This window comes from Vibrio alfacsensis, assembly GCF_019670485.1.
Lineage (GTDB): Bacteria > Pseudomonadota > Gammaproteobacteria > Enterobacterales > Vibrionaceae > Vibrio > Vibrio alfacsensis.
On the sequence record NZ_AP024168.1, the window covers coordinates 138,197 to 156,790 of the forward strand.

The following is an 18,594-nucleotide window of genomic DNA, read 5'->3' on the forward strand; positions in this document are numbered from 1 at the left end:
CTCTTTGATACAGAAATAACAAACCCTGCTTATTGTATAAAGCAGGGGGATATTAAATGACGCCTCTTAGCAGCACTAAACATCGAACTCTTACTTCAATGACATTCAGTGCGATTCATTTCAAATGCCTAGTCCTCCAAAGAGGCTTGATATCGCATCTGATGATAATCAGCATCACCTAAGTGCATTTGTGCGACACGGATTCGCTTAAGGTACAAGCCAACATCCAGTTCATCCGTCACGCCTATTCCACCGTGCATTTGAATGGCCTCTTTAGTGACCAGATCAGCCATTTGATTGACTTTCCACTTTGCTAAACTCACCGCTTTCGTTCTGGATTTGTCATCCACAGCCCCATCAATGGCGGCAAGCGCGTTCATCAAGGTACTTTTCGCAAGTTCAATCTCAACAAAACACTCAGCGGCACGATGTTGAAGAGCTTGAAAACTTCCGATGAATTGATCAAACTGCTTGCGTGTTTTTAAATACTCTAACGTCGTATTAAACAGCGCCTCACTTGCACCAAAGATTTCAGCAGATAAACATGCATTCGCCAAATCTTGTGACAGTTCTAGTGCTGAGAAAGTTTGCTGCGCATTGCCTAGTACGGCATCCTCTCCAATAACAACATCATCAAACGTTACTTTTGCCATATTTCGTGCATCCACTAACTTAGTGGCGTCAACAGACACGCCAGCGCTGTTGGCCGACACATAAACAAGACGAAGTTGACTATTCAATTTGGCGACAACAAGATACCCATCTGCACCAACGCCATCCGCAACGAGTACTTTTTTACCATTAAGGGCATAGCCGTCTGCGGTTGGCTTAAGCGTACTCTCGACCGTTTTTGGGTCATAGATATGGCTTTCTTCAGATGCCAACGCAAGACGGAGGTCTCCGCTAATAACCCCGGTCAGCCACTGATCTTTCTGTGATTCTGTGCCAAGGTTTTCAATGAGAGAACCACATAAAACGACTGAAGATAACAGCGGAGATGCCGATAAGTTGTGACCAATCTGAGTAAAGACTGCTCCTAGACCTTTGTAACCAAAGGCTAGACCGCCATACTCCTCTGCAAATGGAATCGCCGTCCATCCCATTTCAACCATACTTTGCCAAAGCTCATCATTATACGCTTGATCGGTATTGGCATCGCGCAGGGCTCGTTGCTCAGAAACTGGGCTCTGTTCTCCCAATAAACCCTCAGCACTTTCCAGCAACATCAACTCATCTTGAGAATATACTAAGCTCATTCTACCTCTCCCTTATTGCGTCTTATCGACTTTACTTGCATCAGGCAAGTTCAAGATACGTTTCGCGATGACATTTAACTGGATCTCTGAAGAGCCTCCGGCAATGGTTTGAGTGAAACTGTTGAGCCATGCACGGGTCACGCCCAATTCCTGTTCTGTAAATGTATTTTCGTCCCAACCGAGACCGCGATAACCCATCACATCGAGGAGAAGTTCAAACTTCACTTTTTCTTGCTCTGTATGGACCAATTTCATGATCGACATCGTGCCATTTACATCAATACCCGAACGCGCCTCTTCTGTCATGCGAGCCACCGTGAGTGCGTAAGCTTGCTCTTCCATATCGGCAGAAATCAATCGAGCTTGTAATGCTGGCGCTTTCATCGACGGTGCTTTCGATAAATAGGCTTTACTCAACGCCAATAAGTCATAGTGCGTCGGTAAACTGAACTCTCCAAACTTCGACATCGCCGCACGTTCGTGCTGCAATAATTGTTTCGCTAATGACCAACCTAAATTTTGTTCTCCGATCAAATTGTCTTTTGGAACGCGAACTTCATCAAAATGCACTTCGCAAAATGATGATTTACCACTAATTAAATCGATAGGTGACACTGTGACGCCAGGTGCGTGCATATCGATCAGTAATAAAGAGATACCATGATGTTTAGAACCAGAACTGTCGGTTCTAACTAATGCGTACATCCAATCACTCTTGTTGCCATAAGAAGTCCAAATTTTAGCGCCATTAACGACGTATTCATCACCGTCTTCTTTTGCTGTTGTTCTAATATTCGCTAAATCCGAACCGGCATTAGGCTCGCTGAACCCTTGACACCAACGGACTTCACCTTTCGTCATTGGGGTAAGAATGCGATGTTTTTGCTCTTCTGTTCCATATTTCAATACCACTGGACCTAGCATCCAAATACCGAGGTTTATTTGTGCAGGTCGGCAACCAAGACGACGAATTTCTTGCTCTAAAATATTCTCTTGTGCTGCATCAAGACCACCGCCACCATACTCTTTTGGCCAGCTCGGGCAAAACCAACCTTGATCTCGCATTCGCTCAAACCACACTCGTTGGTCTTGTGTTTTAAATGTTATCTGGCTGCCGCCCCATACAAGCTCATCATCTGGGGTTGGTGTTCTCAATGAAGCCGGACAGTTCTCTTCAAGCCATGCTCGGACTTCCTGTCGAAATGTTTCTTTCTCGCTCATCCATGCTCTCCTTGATTTATCTAGCGCGAGGCAACCCAAGCCCCAACTGCGCTATGAGTTCGCGTTGAATTTCATTCGTCCCACCACCAAACGTGAGTGTCACCGATGCGCGTACTTCATATTCCAGCTCTCCCTCAAGTAACGACGCTGCCGAACCTTGACGAACCATACCATTTGCGCCCGTGATCTCTTGAAGTTTTCGCAATATCTCAATCGCTGATTCCGACCCATAGACTTTGGTGGTTGATGCTAATGCAGCATCAAGTGCACCTGCCTCTAGTTCAGCTGCAATGCGGAAATTGATCATGCGCATGGCTTCAAGGCGTGCATAACATTCAGCAAGCCCAGTACGAACCCACGCTTTGTCCATCGCTCGCCGACCTTGCTCATCTGGCGTTTTGGCCCACAAAAATACTCGGCGAAACAATGCCACTACTTTATCAGACCAAGAGCCAAGACCAAGCCTCTCGTGGTTCAATTGTGCGGTCATCAATTTCCAACCACCATTAAGCTCACCCACTAACATCGATTTAGGCACCACGACATTGTCATAGTAGGTCGATGTCGTGGTATTCGATGTGGTTGGGATCAGGGTATGGGAAAAACCATCAGATTTCGCATCGACAATCATAATCGAAATGCCTTTGTGGCGAGGCAATTCAGAGTCGGTACGAGCGGCTAGCCAGATAAAATCGGCTTCGTTCGCGCCAGAGGTCCACAATTTGGTGCCATTGACAACAAAGTGATCACCTTTATCACGCGCTACAGTTTGTAAGCTTGCCAGATCCGAGCCCGCATTTGGCTCAGAGTAACCAATAGCAAAATGGATATCACCACGAGCAATACCTGGTAAAAATCGTTCTTTTTGCTCTTCGGTACCAAATGTCATTAGCGCAGGACCTACCGTGCTAATCGTGACAAAAGGTAAAGGCGCACCTGCGATATTCGCTTCTTCAAAAAACAGTAATTGTTCCGTCGCGCTATAGCCTTGACCGCCATGTTCTTTTGGCCAGCCGACCGCGAGCCAACCGTCTTTCCCCATTTGACGAATCACATCTCGATATTCGGTACCACTTTCTGCACCTCGTAATCTCGCTTTGAGTTCCGGCGTCATTAAGGTAGAAAAATAATCGCGGATTGTGCAGCGCAACGCTTTCTGTTCTGGTGTTAAATCGACAAACATACTGCCTCCTACTCGCTACCTAAAATAAGTCCACTGGTTGGCACTCCGGTACCTGCAGTAACAAGTACGTTTTGAACGTCATCAACTTGGTTTACTGCCGTCCCTCTTACTTGTCTGACAGCCTCCGCCACACCATTCATGCCATGGATGTAAGCCTCACCAATTTGGCCACCGTGAGGGTTAATCGGTAATTTGCCCCCTCTTGCATGATGCCCTGCTCGGATAAACTCTTTCGCCTGACCTTTCGGTACAAAACCAAACTCTTCAAGTTGAGGCAAAACAAAAGGCGTAAAATGGTCATAAATGATTGCGGTTTGAAAGTCTTCTGGTGTCAAACCAGATTGGCTATAAAGCTCTTTTGCTACAACGCCCATCTCAGGTAACCCCGTAATGTCATCACGATAATAAGACGTCATGGATTGTTGCCCATCAGCAATACCTTGCGCACCACCTTTAATGATCACCGGTTTCACTTGTAAGGTTTTTGCCACTTCAGTTCGAGTGATGACCATTGCTACCGAACCATCAGACTCCTGACAGCAGTCAAATAGATGCAAAGGCTCGCAAATCCAACGTGAGGCTTGATGTTCTTCTAACGTCAGTGGTTTTTCATAAAAGAATGCATTCGGATTCGTGGAAGCAAAATCCCGAGCGGCAACCGCGACGCGACCAAAATCTTCTGATGTTGCCCCATATTCATGCATGTAGCGTTGAGCAAACATGCCAACCCAAGCGGCAGGCGTATGGAAACCGTGAGGTAAGTACCAACCATAATTTACATTTTCAAAAATAGGCGTTGAACCAAATCCATAATCGCCACTACCAAATCGATACCAAGAACGCTCGTTCATTGCGCGGTATACAACCACGGTATTCGCGACGCCCGATGCAACCGCCATAGCCGCATGCATGATGGGAGCACAAGCAGCACCTCCACCATGAGGAATTTGCGAGAAAAAGGTAACTTTTTCACAGCCCAACAGACGAGCGAGCTCGTATTCCGGCACTTTATCTACTGAGTAGCTACAAAAGCCATCCACCTCTGATGGGGAGATACCGGCATCTTCGAGTGCCGCGAGTGTCGCTTCCATCGCTAAACGTAGCTCTGTTCGACCCGAGTTTTTAGAAAATTCAGTCGCACCTAAACCTACAATGGCTGCTTTTCCACTGATTGACGAATCCATTCTTACTCTCCCTATTCCTGCAAAGACAACGAAACCGTGCCGCTTACGTGAGTACCCATACTATTTTTACCAGCAACACTCACGACCACTTCATTTATTTCTGTGTCGATACTTGTAACTTCTCCGTTAAACACCATGGTGTCTCCCGGGTAATTAGGCATACCAAGCTTGATCTTGAGGTCTTTCAAGCGTGCTCCAAGACCTGCCCACTCTTCTACATAACGCTGAACCAAGGCATTCGTGGTCAGAATATTCATAAAGATGTGAGGTGTACCTGCCGCTTGCGCTGCGTCTTTGTCATGATGTCCGGAGAAGTAGTCACGAGTTGCAATAGCACCGCCAGCAATAAGTGCAACGGTGATCGGAATACTCAGTTCAGGCAACGTGTCACCGACATGAATATCGCTAATTTGATTATTTTTCTTCGAGATCATATTTCCACCCGAGTGTATTGTTTTCTGCTAACCAATCGCCTAAGCGCTCTAAGTTGTCACTACTGCCACCAAGGGCAAGAGAAAGTGCGCGGCTCCAATAGAGGAAAAGGTAAGTCGGTGAGCTAATATCGACACCAAACCCACCGTGAACATGTTGTGTTTTGTGGCAAATAAAATGACCCGCTTCACATGCGTGCCAAGCGGTTGACGTTGATTCCGCATTTACAGGAAGATCAGCATCTAAACGATAGGTCAACTGCCACAAAGTCGAACGTAGAGTCTCCAATGAAATCTGACAATCAGCCAATGCCATTTGAACCGCCTGGAATGCACCAATTTGACGTTCAAACTGACGACGTTCTGTCACATACTCCACTGTTCGTTTGAGTTGTTGCTGGCATAAACCAAGCATCATGGCAGATTGGGCGGCTACTAAACGAGGACTTAGCCAATCATAGGCTCCCTCAGACAATAGTTGATTCGCATTGATACATACTTCATTGAATATTAGGTCAGATACTGACTCACCGTGCGTCAAGACACCATCAAAGCGTTCAATCTCAGACAGGCTAAGATCAACAATGATCAAGCGTTTCATTCCATCAATATTGACCGAAAGCAATGCACACTCGCTCGCGCTAGCTTCTGGCACAGCATCAACACGACCAGACAAAATAAGTTGTTCACCGTGTACTTTTGCCACGAGTTGTGATTCATTCAAACTGGCAATAGTGAGAACATTCGCACCCTCTGCTGCGGTAATTGCTAGCGGTATTAACGACGACTCGCCGAAATTACAAATGGCGGCAGCCGCTAATTGATGACGATACAAAGGCACCATTGCAAGTGACTTACCTTGCGCTTCAAGCACCACCATCAACTCCGTCATCTTAAGACCACTTCCGCCAACAGAATCAGGAATGAGCAGAGAATGCAATCCGGTCTCAATACAGGTTTGCCATAAAGGCGTCATACGCGATTCGTCCGAATCTGCAAACAAACACAGTTGCTGGTCGGTGCAATAATCACTAAATACCGACAGAGCCAGTTCTTGAATCGCACGTTGGTCATCAGAAAGAGAAAAATCCATTACGCCTCCTTCACTTTAAACATTGGTAACGTGAGATCCCCATCGAAGGTTTCAAAGCAGACTTCGACCGGTGTACCAATGGCAATATTTTTTGGATCCATACCAACTAAACCTGCGGTTAGTCGCACCCCCTCTTCAAGCTCAATCAAGCCGATTGGATTTGGGTAATCAAAAGGTGGGATTTCTGGGTAATGCATAACAACGTAAGAATAGAGTTCGCCTTTACCACTGGCCACTTTGTAGTCAAGATCAAAGGACTGACAACGGGTGCATACAGGTGCCGGAGGATGTTGAAGCTGATGACAAGATTGACAATGTTGAATTCGCAATTCGTGCGCATCACACCCCTCCCAGAAAAAGCGTGTATCATCACTGATTCCAGGTTTCGATCGTTTAATAGTAGGAATCGCTGATTCTTTTTCTTGCTTCGCTTCAACGGGTTGCGCTGGTTTAAATTTAAATACCCGAAATAGTAACTCGCCGACTTTCTCGTCACCACTCGAGTGTTCGGAGAAATAAGTCATCTTCAAGGTAACAAAAAAGCCCGTGCCTAACGCGGTTTGTTTTTCTTCGCTAAGGTGCTCAAAACGAGTGATGTAATACAGTTTCTCACCCATTTTTAGGTAACGATCAAAACTAAGCTCAGAATTTACCGCCACAACGGATGGATAACCTTGCTCTTCAAGTAAACTCAACACACCATATGGGTTGTCATCGGTCGAGCCCGGGGGGTAATTATTTTGATATAACCCCGATTGACACCAACTCTGAAGCATTGCCGGTGGTGCAACCAGTCCCTCAAACTCAGTTCGAAGTGCATACTCAGGATCAGTATACAAAGGGTTATTTATTCCCATGACTTCACACCACTGTCTAACCATCGCTGGGTTTACATCATCCCACGCATAAATACGACCGAACTCTTTACCGACCATTTCACGTAATGGGGTTAACCAGTTATTTTCAGCCAATGTCTTTCTCCTACTATTCAAAACAACTCAATATTGTGTTTATGCTTGTGCTGCAGATAAGAAAGCGGGTTTCTCTCCGCCGCCATGGAGCACGAGGTTGCAACCGCTGCCATACAAACAATGGTCTGAAGCGAGAAACAGACAAGCCCCACCGATATCACTTGGCTGAGCCATTCGTCCAAGAGGTATTGTTTCGCTCACCGCTTTAATTCCGGCCTCGTCGCCATAATGAAGTTCAGATTGCTCAGTTTCGACCAATCCAGGAGTCACCGCTGCAATACGAACTTTAGGAGCCCACTCAACCGCCAGAGATTGCACCAACGACAGAGCACCCGCCTTGGCAGCACCATAAGCGGCTGTCCCTGGAGATGGTCTTAGCGCACTCACACTGCTAATGAAAATGATCACCCCCTGGCTCTGTTGGGATTGCATTAATGCATTGGCTCGCTGAGCGACATTTAGAGGCGCGATCAAATTTAAACGGATGATGCTTTCATGAAATCTCGGAGATGCCTTATCTGCCAGTGCAAAGGGACTGCCTCCGGCGTTATTGACGAGTACATCCAATTGGCCATATTCAGCCTGAATAATGGCAAATAGCGTGTCGATAGAATCTAAATCTCGTACATCAACGGGTAGGAACCTTGCGCATCGCTCTCCATCACTTGGAAGCGCCTCTGGCTCTCTGCGACCACAAACAATGACGTTTGCGCCACTTTTAAGAAAAGACCGCGCGATTCCTGCACCAATACCTTTAGTACCTCCAGTGATCAGCACCGTTTTGCCTTGATTATCAAACTGCATATCCACTCCCTATTGCCAATGTTCCACCTAAGGGAACTGTCCTGATTGTATTTTCACTGGATTGACTCCTGCTTTCGTCGTCTAAATGGACGATGAAAAAAATGGTGAGTTATAGAGAATTTGCGCTAAAGAGAAGGAGTTTCTGATGGACGACAAACCGGTTTTACTGACTTACCCGATCAAGGGTGTTGCACAACTTACCTTGCATCGACCAAATGCGACCAATGCACTGAGTCTTGAGCTTCAACAACAGCTAGCCGATCACTTTGCGCAGTTATCTGAAAATCCAGATGTGAGGTGCATTGTTTTAACCGGAGGAGAGAAAGTCTTCGCTGCAGGAGGTGACATCCATAGCATGGTCGATTGCAGTCCAATTGACATATACAAACGTCACACCGAGCGATTGTGGTCTCCGATCGCTGACTGTCCGAAACCAATTATCGCCGCGGTATGCGGATACGCTTATGGTGGCGGTTGTGAGCTCATGATGCATGCAGACATCATTCTTGCTGGCGAGAGTGCATCATTCTGTCAGCCCGAAATTAACATTGGAATCATGCCGGGTATTGGTGGTACTCAACGTTTGGTTCGTGCCGTCGGTAAAGCCAAAGCGATGCAAATGGCTTTAACTGGGAAACCCATCACCGCCCACGAAGCATGGATCGCCGGTTTAGTCAGTGAAATATGCGCCGATCAAAATGTGCTAGAACACGCGCTATCGATGGCAAAGCGAATTGCTCGTATGCCCCCACTTGCCGCAGAACAAATCAAGGAAGTCATTAACGCAGGTATGGACACCTCTTTGGATGCCGCATTAGCCATTGAACGAAAAGCCAATGCATTGCTGTTTGCTTCATGCGATCAAAAAGAGGGCATGCAAGCCTTTATAGAAAAGCGCTACCCGGAGTTCAAAGGGAGATAGCACCTTCAAGGTCAACTTCTAACCCGATGATTTTTGTGTGCAGGTTGACGGCTATATAGAAGCAACAAACCATCTCAAACAAAAAACCTCAAGGTGCTTACTTGAAAGTACCTTGAGGTATAAAAAAATATTGACAAACGATTTAGTATTCGCTGTGTTAGGTGCTAGTATTAAATACCTACATCAGCGTCATTGCAGGCAAGCGGAGCAACACTATTTAGAAGAATACGTACCAATTCAGTTTGTCTTCTTACACCGGTCTTTGAAAAAATAGAGCGCAAGTGGGCACGAGCAGTGTTACGACGAATATTGAGCCTTTCTGCCGCTTCTTCTAAAGACAAGCCATTTGCCAATTCGAGCGTCAGTGCCGTCTCCGCGGTTGTAAGACCGAAGATTTTTTTCGCCACGTGACTGCTTGCTTGTGATTTAGCAACGGAGTCTCGAATATAAACCACGGCCTTGCCCTGACCAATGCTGTTTTCCCAAGCTGGTGACGGAATGACTTCAACCACCACGCCTAAGTTCACCTCTCCTGATGGTCTCGCAATGGACATGGCTTCAGGAAGAATCGGCCTGTCTGATTCACGAACCATTTTAAAAGAGTTTTGGATTAACTGTTTCAGCTCGCGATTATCATTTGGGTAGTGCGCAGTCAGCTTGCCGCCCTGAACCTTCAACCCATCTTCTTGCGTCAACAATTCATTCGCAAAAACATTCTGCTCCAAAATCCGTCCAGACTCATCGATTTGAACCGTTGCAATCGATAATCGACTGATCGCTTCGTTATACATAGTGCCAAGGGAATTACTTCTATCCAGTTGCTGATGAATATCTAAAGCACGCTTAAGGTGGGAAACCAACATCTGACACAATACTTTTTCTTCATTGCTGAAGTTAGGTTCAGATTCTGGTCTGGTAATTCGAAGTTTAACGATGCCACCATCTCGAGTAGCGATATCAACGGACATGACATGATAAACACCAACGTTCGCGCACCAGTACTTTCGATAAGTACTTTGCTCCCAAGCCTCTTCATCCATCAAATCATCGACGGTAAAAACGGTATCGGGTTGCTGATTGTTAAATGGTGTAATGTGGTATCGATAAGGAAGATACTGGACTTTCTTCTCTGCACTAATACCACTTCCTATCGCAATCATTAGACCAAGCTCTTCTTCTTCCTCTTCAAACGTCGGTTTGAGGATCAAAGTAACGTAATTTGCGGCAAAGCAATCACGCAAAGCTTGCAGCGGCTTATACCATACAGACTTGCTCTGTGAGAGATCATAGATGGTTTCAATCAATCCGCTGTATTGATTTAGGTTAAAAGACACGTCCGCCAAAATACCCTCCGTTATACTAATTATTCAAGGGTAGGAACCCGCAGTAATGATTTACTGCGGATCGCACTATGACTGAGCAAGACACTCCGTGAGTTCAGGCACCACGGTAAATAAGTCCCCTTCAAGACCGTAATCAGCAAACTGAAAAATGGGCGCATCAGGATCTTTATTGATGGCTACTATGACTTTGGAATCGCTCATCCCTGCAAGATGTTGAATGGCGCCAGAAATCCCCACAGCTATATAAAGCTCAGGTGCTACAATTTTGCCAGTTTGCCCCACTTGATAATCATTAGGTACATAGCCAGCGTCCACTGCAGCGCGTGAAGCGCCAAGCGCTGCACCCAGTTTGTCAGCAAGTGGCTCTAAAAGAGTGCGGTAATTTTGATCACTACCAAGCCCTCTTCCCCCGGATACCACGACTGACGCAGTGTTGAGATCTGGACGATCGGATTCAACTAATTCTGTCTTCACAAACTGCACAAGACCTAAGTCTGCTCCAGCTGCAATACTTACTAACTCAGCCTCACCTTCCATGGCTGCTTTCTCGAACGCAGTCGTTCTAACGGTTAAGATCTGAATATTTTCTTTTGATTCTAATGTTAACAATATGTTACTAGTGTATATGTGTCTCTGATATATGCCAACACTTTCAATACTAATAACGTCTGAAACTTGAGCTATATCAAGAAGTGCGGAAATGCGAGGCGAGACATTTTTACCAAACGTTGAACTTGCACAGATAACCGCGTCATAGCGTTCTGATTCAACTAGCTCGACCACCAGTTCTGCAACATTTTCCGCCACTAAGCCAACATAATGTTTTGCATCTGCTTGTAGTACGCGATTTACACCGGATATTTGACGGCATTGTTGGGCAACGTCTTCGCACTGATATCCAGCGACAAGTAAGTCTATGGTCGAATCTTCCGTAAAGCTTGCCAATTTCTGAGCTGCACCAACTGCATTACATGTTGCACTCACGAGCTGATTATTAAGGTGTTCTGCGACAACTAGTATTTTCATAATTTCCCCCTAAAGCACCTTTGCTTCATTCTTCAGCTTTTCGATTAGCTCATCCACGCTTGACACCATTACTCCCCCTTTTCTCTGCTCAGGAACGGTATATGCCACCGCTTTGAACCTAGGAGTCGTATCAATACCTAAACTGTCGATTTCGATACAATCGATCGGTTTACGCTTGGCTTTCATAATATTTGGCAAAGACGCATAGCGAGGCTCATTCAATCGTAAATCACAAGTCACCACGGCAGGCATCGGCATCGTCAATACTTCTAAACCAGCATCAACTTCTCTTGTTACTGTCAGTTGCTCGTCTTCTACACGAACTTCTGACGCAAACGTGCCCTGTGGCCATTTAAGTAACGCCGCCAGCATTTGGCCGGTTTGATTACTATCATCATCAATCGCTTGCTTACCAAGCAACAACAGCTTTGGCAGTTCCTGCTCTACAACGGCTTTTAGGGTTTTCGCTATCGCTAGTGGCTCAATACCATCTTCAGCAAGAACATGGATACCTCGATCAGCACCCACTGCAAGTGCCGTGCGGATGATATCCTGACAACCTTGGCTACCAACACTCACCACAACAACCTCAGAAGCAGTGCCAGCTTCTTTAAGTCGAACCGCTTCTTCAATAGCAATTTCATCAAATGGGTTTATCGACATTTTAACGTTATCAAGATCAACGCCAGAGCCGTCTGATTTTACTCTTACTTTAACGTTATGATCGACGACACGTTTGATGGGAACCAGAATCTTCATGTGTTACTCCCTCACTATTACTTGGCATCGATAATTCAACTCACTAATGGCGATCATCGATGTATCGGGTTTTCCCTAAGTTTCAGCAAGCGTAAGAAAAAGTAACGCATTAAACATCGTCCATTGAGACTAGCGTTAAAAGTTTCACATCGATGGGATAATAGGGCTGACAACGGCATTATGTTGCTCTTTTATTAATCGTACCTTTTGCCAGCGACTGACGACGACGTGAAATGTAGAGAATAGGTAATAAAGAGAGCCCAAATATTGCCCAACTTGAAGGCTCAGAAACCGCTGTAATGACGATTCCGGTAGGATCTTGAATGTCACTAATCGTCGTATGATTGTCCGTTTCGAAGTTCGAACCGTAAAATCGAATCGACTCAATTTTAAAAGCATCTGACTCAGCAAAAATGTTGATGAAACCATAAGGTTCTGAACCATTCTGCCCTAAAAAATTGTTCGTTGGGTTGCCATTGTAAGGGGTTAAATCGTCGATTGACTCAAAAATGGTTTGTGTTGTGAAATCGTATACGTTCGAGAGTGTATTCACCTGTAGCAAGTTGCCACGATCACCTGCACTCCACCAAAAGCCAAAGTAACCAACAGGATTATCAAACTCGAGCGTCACTGCAGAATTATTCCTAGGGCTCACAAACAAATAATTTCCGATACCATCGGCACCTCCCCATAGTCGAGCAGAAAGAATCTTGGGTGTGCCTTGAATATAATAGGTGCCAAAGTCAGCGCTTTGATCCGAAGAAATGTTACCTCTTGACCAATCGTCGAAAGTTTCAACGAGTTTAGTGCCGTCCACTTGTGAACGTTGGACTCCGGGTGAGTCAATCGTAAAAATAAGCCCTGCCTGAACAGGTGCAAAAAATAAAAACGTGATTAATAATGAGATGAGTTTCAATAAGTGCATCGTTCCATCCTATGAACATTGATTTACTTTCTGAAACAACGCAAATGATATGCCACTCATCGCACCAAGATTAAGCGATTGAAATTTTGGTAAAAATATTACAACAGTTCGCAATGAGTCAGTAAAAACATCACTTCTCTCAATTTAACTCTCATTGTGACAATCGATTGTGAAAAGATAAAAAGACAAGCAGTAGAGCTAAGTAACGTTAAGTTCATTGTGGTTGATGAATCAAAAGGACACTTTCGTCTGCTGTGGGAGCTTCAAACCAAGACCAAAATAGCGCTATCATTTCAGGTGTCATTTCATACGATTTTCCACCTAACTCGGAATTGCGCGCCAATGCTCTCTGCCTACAAATATCAAAAGAAACATCCAAATAATGGATTTCACTATCAATCCCCATCTCTGAGGCCCAATCAGTAAAAGTATCTCTATCCGTTTTTCGCCAAAATCCAAAGTCAAAAATAACAGGGATATTAAGAGCGAAAAGTTGTAAAGCAGATTCCTTAAACAAGTCTTGCAGCGTCGACAACCGACGATCAAACACTTCTCGCTCCATATGTTCGCCATACAAAGGAATCATCCACTCATCAATAGAGAATCGGAAAGCGCCTTTCTGTTCGGCCAAGGTTTTGGAATAGGTTGTTTTTCCCGACCCAATAAAACCGCATACGAAGTAGATTTTAGTCATATTGTTCTCTTTCATTTTCCACGCTTTTAAAATGATGCGACAGTAAAAACAACCCGTTACCAACTTGCACTTACCTTTCTAGCTGAACTTGCATTTCGCTGTCTTTACTCATACTTGAAAGTTGTTCACTCATCACAAACATAACAACGCTCATGATAAGTAACAGATATGGAAATAAAGCAAACGAGATTGAACCAAGTGCGACACCAATAAGCGGAGGAACAATAGTAATTCCGGTATAAGCCGTTGCCATTGATAAACTAATTACCGCTTGTGATGCCTGTTTACCGAAACGCTTTGGCGTCAAGTGAATCGTATTCGGATACACAGGAGCACAGCCAAAACCAATGAACAGTAATGCCATTTGATTGATAAAAGTCGGAACAGGTGCAATCAGAGTTAAGACACCAAATAGAATTGTACAAATACCAACCCGAATCAGTTGTTCTTCTTTGATTTTATCTGCCAACATTCCACATAAGAAACGACCGGCCGTAATGCCAAAATAGTAAACTGCCGTCCAAAATGCAGCATCCGATACCGATACGCCTTTTACTTCAGTCAAATAACTCGCCGCCCACAAACCCGTACCCGCTTCAATCGAACAATAACAACAAAACAAAACCAATTGTTTTTTCACTCCGTTCACCTTCAAAGCTTCACGGTTAGAAAGTAAAGCGGTTGATTCCGCCTCTTCATTCTCGCTACTTTGTGATTCAAGGGCTTTTTTCCACAACGGTAATGTTATGAACAACACAACAACAAGGAGAAATTGTACAACGGCGAGCGTCGCATACCCATAACGCCATCCATTTTCTAGCGTTAGGTACGTAGCCATGATCAATGGCCCTGCCGTCGCGCCGACACCCCAGAAAGAATGGAGATAGTTCATATGCTTAGACTGATAATGAACGGCAACAAAATTGTTTAACGCCGCATCAACGGCCCCCGCCCCAAGACCTAAAGGAATAGCCAATAACATTAAAGTAATAACATGATAGGACAAGGTGAAACCCGCAAGGGCTACGGCTGTCATTAAGACACTAAACGCCACAACCTTTCCGGCGCCAAAACGACGAATAAGCTTTGTCGCATACAAGCTAGAGATAACCGTCCCTGACGTAACAACAATAGAAACAAGACCGGCGAATTGCAGCGTTGTATCTAAATCTTGACTAATGACAGGCCATGACGAGCCGAGAACGGCATCAGGCAAACCGAGACTAATAAAAGCAAGGTAGATAATAGTAAGCAGTAATAACATAATTCAAACTGTGAAGTATAAAAAAGAACTAGAAATATACTGCTGATTACTTAGCTAAAATATGGCTATACTGCTAAAAAATATGATTATCCTATCAATACGTATTAAATGCAGATTTACAACATTGAAACAAACGCGCAAGGAAAAGAACTCACTGTTCATGGTTCTAGTGATTTCCCATGTGCATTTTATGATGAAAAATTTTCTGAATTTCTAAGTGGTGAAGTGCCTTGGCACTGGCATGAAGAGCTCGAAATAGTACTCGTTGTTTATGGACAAGTAAGGCTGGAGTGCATCGGTAAAAGTGAGGTCATAACTCAAGGTGATCTCATTTTGATTAACTCAGGTGTGCTGCACAAACTAAGTAACGACTCTAATGAAGACTCTCGCATATTAAACGTGGTGTTTAACCCCAGAATATTAGGGGGTGAACACTTTAGTCTTATTTACAAAAAATACGTTTATCCAATCACTCATAACGCTGAACTTTCGTATTATAAATTTACCGACAACGTAGATTGGCACAAGCGAGTAATTAGCGCCATCATGCAAGGATTCAATGCTTGGCAAAACCAAGTCGGGTACGAGCTAACCATGACGTTTTCTTTAATGCAGTTCTGGCAACTATTGTGCGAGAACGATCGAGACCTGCTATCAACAAAAAACGTCTCATCAAAAACTGAAAAACGTATCCTTTCGGCTTTACGTTACATTCATGACCAATTCCCAAACGAAATTTTAGTTTCGGATATCAGCCGCTCGGTCAATATTAGCGCCAGTGAGTGCTACAGACTGTTTAAGAATGCCTTGGGTTGTACGCCGAACCACTACTTACTTAGCTATCGACTGCGCTTCGCAGCTACTCGTCTGATTGAAACCAGTATCCCTATTACAGACGTTGCTCAACAAAGCGGTTTCAATTGCCCTGCATATTTTGCCAAAAAATTCCGAGGCTTATATAAGCAAACTCCTAAGCAGTATAGGAATGAATATTCAAATAAAAACGAGAAGTGCCCCTTCCCGTTTAGTTGAAACAAGATTTGAGAAACGTTACGTAAAGCGGATCTTTGCGGTTTTTGAATGAGGTATCGCTTGGCAACTTAAAATCAGATTTTGCTTAATGTCACGTTCATCAAGAACTTCATTAACCAGCATACTCACTTCCCCATCAACAACTTCGCACATGCACGAAGCACATAGACCACTACAACATGAATACGGTAACTCAAGGCCTGCTTTCTCAGCAGCATCTAATAGTGTCTCATCTGATTGCCAAGAAAACTGGTGCGTCTCTCGTCCAATTTCTAATGTCGTCTCACAAGTTGTGATCTCATCATCAGGCCCTGATTGTATAGGCTTGTCGTTAGAACTAGACGCAACAAATCGCTCCAGATGAATGGCAGAAGATGGAATATCGACATTCACAAGTGCACTCTCGACCGCATCCATAAACGGACCAGGGCCGCAGATGAACACTTGAGAGGAAGACTGCATTCCACTCGCTAAAGAAGTCAACAATGATTGACTAGGGATCCCACTAAGACTTTCTAACAGGTGAATAACTTCAAGACGCTGAGGGTAGTCAGCCTGCAGTGTCTTGAGTGCGTCTTTAAATATAACCGATTGCTGATCTCTATTCGCATAGATAAGACGAATTCGAGCGTTTCCTTGCGTTAAGGCTGTACGTAAAATCGAGTAGACCGGAGTAATACCGCTTCCCCCGGCAAACAGCAACAACTCGTCATTAAAATGCTTAGGAACAAACACGCCCGATGGGGGCATTATTTCAACGACATCACCTGACTTTATGTTGTCACACAGGTAGTTGGACACTCGGCCATCTTTCACTCGCTTCACGGATACCTGTAAGAAGTCATCAACTTCTGGTGAGCTCGACATCGAATAACAACGAACTTGGCTTTCCCCATTAATGGTGACTCGCAAAGTAATGAACTGACCTGGTTGGTAATGGAAGAGCGATCGCGCAGCTTGCGGTACATCAAACTGCAGCGAAATCGCGTCTTCCGTTTCTTGAACAACATGCTTAACCACGAGCGAATGATACTGAGTTGCCTGCATAAAGACGTCTCCTAAAGCTGAGGACAATTAGACAAATGGGTCCATATTTGGCATTCCGAGCATCACAGCGCCATGAGCTCTCATATAGGTATCTGTATTATTTGCAATATGACCGCGAGCTTGGTGAATATCACGGAAAATACGTTCAATGGGGTTTGAACGATACAAACCGGACGCGGCGCACGCACGCAACAAGCCATCAACTTGCTCTGCACATAATTTAGGAACCGCAGAAGACTGAGCTCGTTGCAGTAAGCGTTCATTCACATCTAAGGTTCGGTCATCACGAATACTCTCTACAATTCGACCGTAGTTTCTAAACAGAACCAACTTCAACTGGTCGCTGACCATCATCGCGTCACAAACTGCAAACTGGGCGTTCGGATCTTCTGCAGTTTTGCTGCCGTGCTTGCCCATGTGTGCACTTGCTCGAGTTTTGAACTCTTCTATTGCACCATCCAATGCACCAATACAAGCAGAGGAAACCGCACGTTGGAAAACTTGTGTAAAAGGAATTTTATATAGCCAACTTGAATTTGTGGCACGGCCCGGACAACCCTCATCACTATGATTATTGGTACGTTGAATACGGTGCGCAGGGACAAAGACGTTATCAACCACAATATCATGACTGCCTGTCGCTCTTAGTCCATGAACATCCCAATTTTTTTCAATTTGAAAGTCCGATTTAGGCAAGAGGAATGTCGCGTGCTCTAAATCACCGCTGCCATCCTCTTTTGGAAGTAGAGCACCAAGGAAAATCCATTCGCAATGCTCACAACCACTCGAAAAACCCCAACGCCCAGAGAATTGATATCCTCCCTCAACTTGCTCCGCTTTACCGACAGGCATATAAGTGGACGCAATCAGCGTACTGCTATCATTTTGCCAAACATCTTGCTGCGCCTGCTCAGGGAACAACGGTAATTGCCAATTATGAACGCCGATGACACCATAAATCCAAGCGGTAGACATACAACCTTTCGCTAGCGTCATCTGAATTCGATAGAATACACGTGGGTCCAACTCATAACCGCCCCAGCGCTTTGGTTGCAACACACGAAAAAGACCCGCAGCTTCAATATCCGTGACTGATTCACTTGGGACTTTGCCATCAAGTTCTGCTTGATGAGCGCGTTCTTTCAATTTTGGGATGAGTGCTTCTGCCTTTTCGATCAGATCGAGTGCCTCTGGTGTGAGGTAATCTTCTTTGACGGCGTGTGTGGTGATTTCTTCATAAATAGCCATGTTTATTCTCCTAAACACCCCGTCAAATCTAGACGGTATTGGCGTTACTCTCTTTTGATTAGACACTGAAAGATTTCCACACTTGTTGTGTGCTCTCATCGTCAATACGGACTAAGGGTAAATAGAGTCACGTCCGTAAAAGCAACACTACCTAAATACAGTTGTTGGAAAGTGCGTTAAAGGTAGATCTG

General features: G+C 44.8%; 18 protein-coding genes. 2 read left to right on the forward strand and 16 right to left on the reverse strand.

Annotated elements, in window-relative coordinates:
* Positions 1-128: 128 nt before the first annotated feature.
* The 8 genes from VA249_RS23625 to VA249_RS23660 are packed head-to-tail and all read right to left on the reverse strand — an operon-like array spanning position 129 to position 8,143.
* The gene (locus VA249_RS23625; protein ID WP_221072395.1) at positions 129-1,256 is read right to left on the reverse strand and encodes an acyl-CoA dehydrogenase family protein; all 1,128 of its coding nucleotides are present in this window, start codon (positions 1,254-1,256) and stop codon (positions 129-131) included.
* Positions 1,257-1,268: 12 nt separating this feature from the next.
* Entirely contained in the window at positions 1,269-2,477 is a 1,209-nt protein-coding gene (locus tag VA249_RS23630; RefSeq protein ID WP_221072397.1) for an acyl-CoA dehydrogenase family protein, read from the reverse strand.
* Positions 2,478-2,493: 16 nt separating this feature from the next.
* Positions 2,494-3,660, reverse strand: a complete 1,167-nt coding sequence (locus VA249_RS23635; protein ID WP_221072399.1) for an acyl-CoA dehydrogenase family protein — start codon at positions 3,658-3,660, stop codon at positions 2,494-2,496.
* An 8-nt stretch (positions 3,661-3,668) separates the two neighbouring features.
* A complete protein-coding gene (locus VA249_RS23640) occupies positions 3,669-4,844 on the reverse strand; it encodes a lipid-transfer protein (RefSeq protein ID WP_221072401.1) in 1,176 nt (391 codons plus the stop codon).
* Positions 4,845-4,855: 11 nt separating this feature from the next.
* Positions 4,856-5,278: a MaoC family dehydratase gene (locus VA249_RS23645; RefSeq protein ID WP_128813593.1), complete on the reverse strand. Its 423-nt coding sequence runs from the start codon at positions 5,276-5,278 to the stop codon at positions 4,856-4,858.
* Entirely contained in the window at positions 5,259-6,368 is a 1,110-nt protein-coding gene (locus VA249_RS23650; protein ID WP_221072404.1) for an acyl-CoA dehydrogenase family protein, read from the reverse strand. Before VA249_RS23650 ends, VA249_RS23645 begins: the two co-directional genes overlap by 20 nt.
* Positions 6,368-7,339 carry an OB-fold domain-containing protein gene (locus VA249_RS23655; RefSeq protein ID WP_221072405.1) on the reverse strand — a complete coding sequence of 324 codons (972 nt, stop codon included), beginning with the start codon at positions 7,337-7,339 and terminating at the stop codon, positions 6,368-6,370. The genes VA249_RS23650 and VA249_RS23655 overlap by 1 nt, the downstream gene beginning before the upstream one ends.
* Before the next feature lie 39 nt (positions 7,340-7,378).
* Positions 7,379-8,143, reverse strand: coding sequence for an SDR family oxidoreductase (locus VA249_RS23660; RefSeq protein ID WP_221072407.1), 765 nt, complete (start codon positions 8,141-8,143; stop codon positions 7,379-7,381).
* A gap of 145 nt (positions 8,144-8,288) precedes the next feature.
* Here VA249_RS23660 and VA249_RS23665 point away from each other — a divergent pair, with 145 nt between their 5' ends.
* A complete protein-coding gene (locus VA249_RS23665; protein ID WP_221072408.1) occupies positions 8,289-9,065 on the forward strand; it encodes an enoyl-CoA hydratase in 777 nt (258 codons plus the stop codon).
* 170 nt (positions 9,066-9,235) lie between these two features.
* Here the strand turns inward: VA249_RS23665 and VA249_RS23670 are convergent, their stop codons facing one another.
* The 6 genes from VA249_RS23670 to VA249_RS23695 form a co-directional block, all read right to left on the reverse strand.
* On the reverse strand, positions 9,236-10,399 hold the full coding sequence (locus VA249_RS23670) for a helix-turn-helix transcriptional regulator (protein WP_317984259.1): 1,164 nt from the start codon (positions 10,397-10,399) through the stop codon (positions 9,236-9,238).
* A 75-nt stretch (positions 10,400-10,474) separates the two neighbouring features.
* Positions 10,475-11,434: an electron transfer flavoprotein subunit alpha/FixB family protein gene (locus VA249_RS23675; protein ID WP_221072411.1), complete on the reverse strand. Its 960-nt coding sequence runs from the start codon at positions 11,432-11,434 to the stop codon at positions 10,475-10,477.
* 9 nt (positions 11,435-11,443) lie between these two features.
* The gene (locus tag VA249_RS23680) at positions 11,444-12,193 is read right to left on the reverse strand and encodes an electron transfer flavoprotein subunit beta/FixA family protein (protein WP_221072413.1); all 750 of its coding nucleotides are present in this window, start codon (positions 12,191-12,193) and stop codon (positions 11,444-11,446) included.
* A gap of 178 nt (positions 12,194-12,371) precedes the next feature.
* Positions 12,372-13,118 carry an Npun_F0296 family exosortase-dependent surface protein gene (locus VA249_RS23685; RefSeq protein WP_221072415.1) on the reverse strand — a complete coding sequence of 249 codons (747 nt, stop codon included), beginning with the start codon at positions 13,116-13,118 and terminating at the stop codon, positions 12,372-12,374.
* Positions 13,119-13,332: 214 nt separating this feature from the next.
* Complete coding sequence (locus VA249_RS23690) at positions 13,333-13,812, reverse strand: P-loop nucleotide/nucleoside kinase family protein (protein ID WP_221072417.1); 480 nt, start codon at positions 13,810-13,812, stop codon at positions 13,333-13,335.
* Between the two features lie 70 nt (positions 13,813-13,882).
* The gene (locus tag VA249_RS23695; protein ID WP_221072419.1) at positions 13,883-15,076 is read right to left on the reverse strand and encodes an MFS transporter; all 1,194 of its coding nucleotides are present in this window, start codon (positions 15,074-15,076) and stop codon (positions 13,883-13,885) included.
* 108 nt (positions 15,077-15,184) lie between these two features.
* Between VA249_RS23695 and VA249_RS23700 the strand changes: the two genes are divergently transcribed.
* Positions 15,185-16,108 (forward strand): AraC family transcriptional regulator, encoded by a 924-nt coding sequence (locus VA249_RS23700; protein ID WP_221072421.1) that lies wholly within the window; start codon positions 15,185-15,187, stop codon positions 16,106-16,108.
* Between the two features lie 18 nt (positions 16,109-16,126).
* Here the strand turns inward: VA249_RS23700 and VA249_RS23705 are convergent, their stop codons facing one another.
* Together VA249_RS23705 and VA249_RS23710 are read right to left on the reverse strand one after the other, a co-directional pair.
* Positions 16,127-17,155 carry a ferredoxin--NADP reductase gene (locus tag VA249_RS23705; protein ID WP_221072423.1) on the reverse strand — a complete coding sequence of 343 codons (1,029 nt, stop codon included), beginning with the start codon at positions 17,153-17,155 and terminating at the stop codon, positions 16,127-16,129.
* Positions 17,156-17,182: 27 nt separating this feature from the next.
* Complete coding sequence (locus tag VA249_RS23710) at positions 17,183-18,403, reverse strand: acyl-CoA dehydrogenase family protein (protein ID WP_221072425.1); 1,221 nt, start codon at positions 18,401-18,403, stop codon at positions 17,183-17,185.
* Between the last annotated feature and the right edge of the window lie 191 nt (positions 18,404-18,594).

What these genes read in the sequence shown, in the direction of transcription:
- VA249_RS23625 (WP_221072395.1), bottom strand. Translation starts at nt 1,256, where the DNA reads ATGAGCTTAGTATATTCTCAAGATGAGTTGATGTTGCTGGAAAGTGCT.
- VA249_RS23630 (WP_221072397.1), bottom strand. Translation starts at nt 2,477, where the DNA reads ATGAGCGAGAAAGAAACATTTCGACAGGAAGTCCGAGCATGGCTTGAA.
- VA249_RS23635 (WP_221072399.1), bottom strand. Translation starts at nt 3,660, where the DNA reads ATGTTTGTCGATTTAACACCAGAACAGAAAGCGTTGCGCTGCACAATC.
- VA249_RS23640 (WP_221072401.1), bottom strand. Translation starts at nt 4,844, where the DNA reads ATGGATTCGTCAATCAGTGGAAAAGCAGCCATTGTAGGTTTAGGTGCG.
- VA249_RS23645 (WP_128813593.1), bottom strand. Translation starts at nt 5,278, where the DNA reads ATGATCTCGAAGAAAAATAATCAAATTAGCGATATTCATGTCGGTGAC.
- VA249_RS23650 (WP_221072404.1), bottom strand. Translation starts at nt 6,368, where the DNA reads ATGGATTTTTCTCTTTCTGATGACCAACGTGCGATTCAAGAACTGGCT.
- VA249_RS23660 (WP_221072407.1), bottom strand. Translation starts at nt 8,143, where the DNA reads ATGCAGTTTGATAATCAAGGCAAAACGGTGCTGATCACTGGAGGTACT.
- VA249_RS23665 (WP_221072408.1), top strand. Translation starts at nt 8,289, where the DNA reads ATGGACGACAAACCGGTTTTACTGACTTACCCGATCAAGGGTGTTGCA.
- VA249_RS23675 (WP_221072411.1), bottom strand. Translation starts at nt 11,434, where the DNA reads ATGAAAATACTAGTTGTCGCAGAACACCTTAATAATCAGCTCGTGAGT.
- VA249_RS23680 (WP_221072413.1), bottom strand. Translation starts at nt 12,193, where the DNA reads ATGAAGATTCTGGTTCCCATCAAACGTGTCGTCGATCATAACGTTAAA.
- VA249_RS23685 (WP_221072415.1), bottom strand. Translation starts at nt 13,118, where the DNA reads ATGCACTTATTGAAACTCATCTCATTATTAATCACGTTTTTATTTTTT.
- VA249_RS23690 (WP_221072417.1), bottom strand. Translation starts at nt 13,812, where the DNA reads ATGACTAAAATCTACTTCGTATGCGGTTTTATTGGGTCGGGAAAAACA.
- VA249_RS23695 (WP_221072419.1), bottom strand. Translation starts at nt 15,076, where the DNA reads ATGTTATTACTGCTTACTATTATCTACCTTGCTTTTATTAGTCTCGGT.
- VA249_RS23700 (WP_221072421.1), top strand. Translation starts at nt 15,185, where the DNA reads ATGCAGATTTACAACATTGAAACAAACGCGCAAGGAAAAGAACTCACT.
- VA249_RS23705 (WP_221072423.1), bottom strand. Translation starts at nt 17,155, where the DNA reads ATGCAGGCAACTCAGTATCATTCGCTCGTGGTTAAGCATGTTGTTCAA.
- VA249_RS23710 (WP_221072425.1), bottom strand. Translation starts at nt 18,403, where the DNA reads ATGGCTATTTATGAAGAAATCACCACACACGCCGTCAAAGAAGATTAC.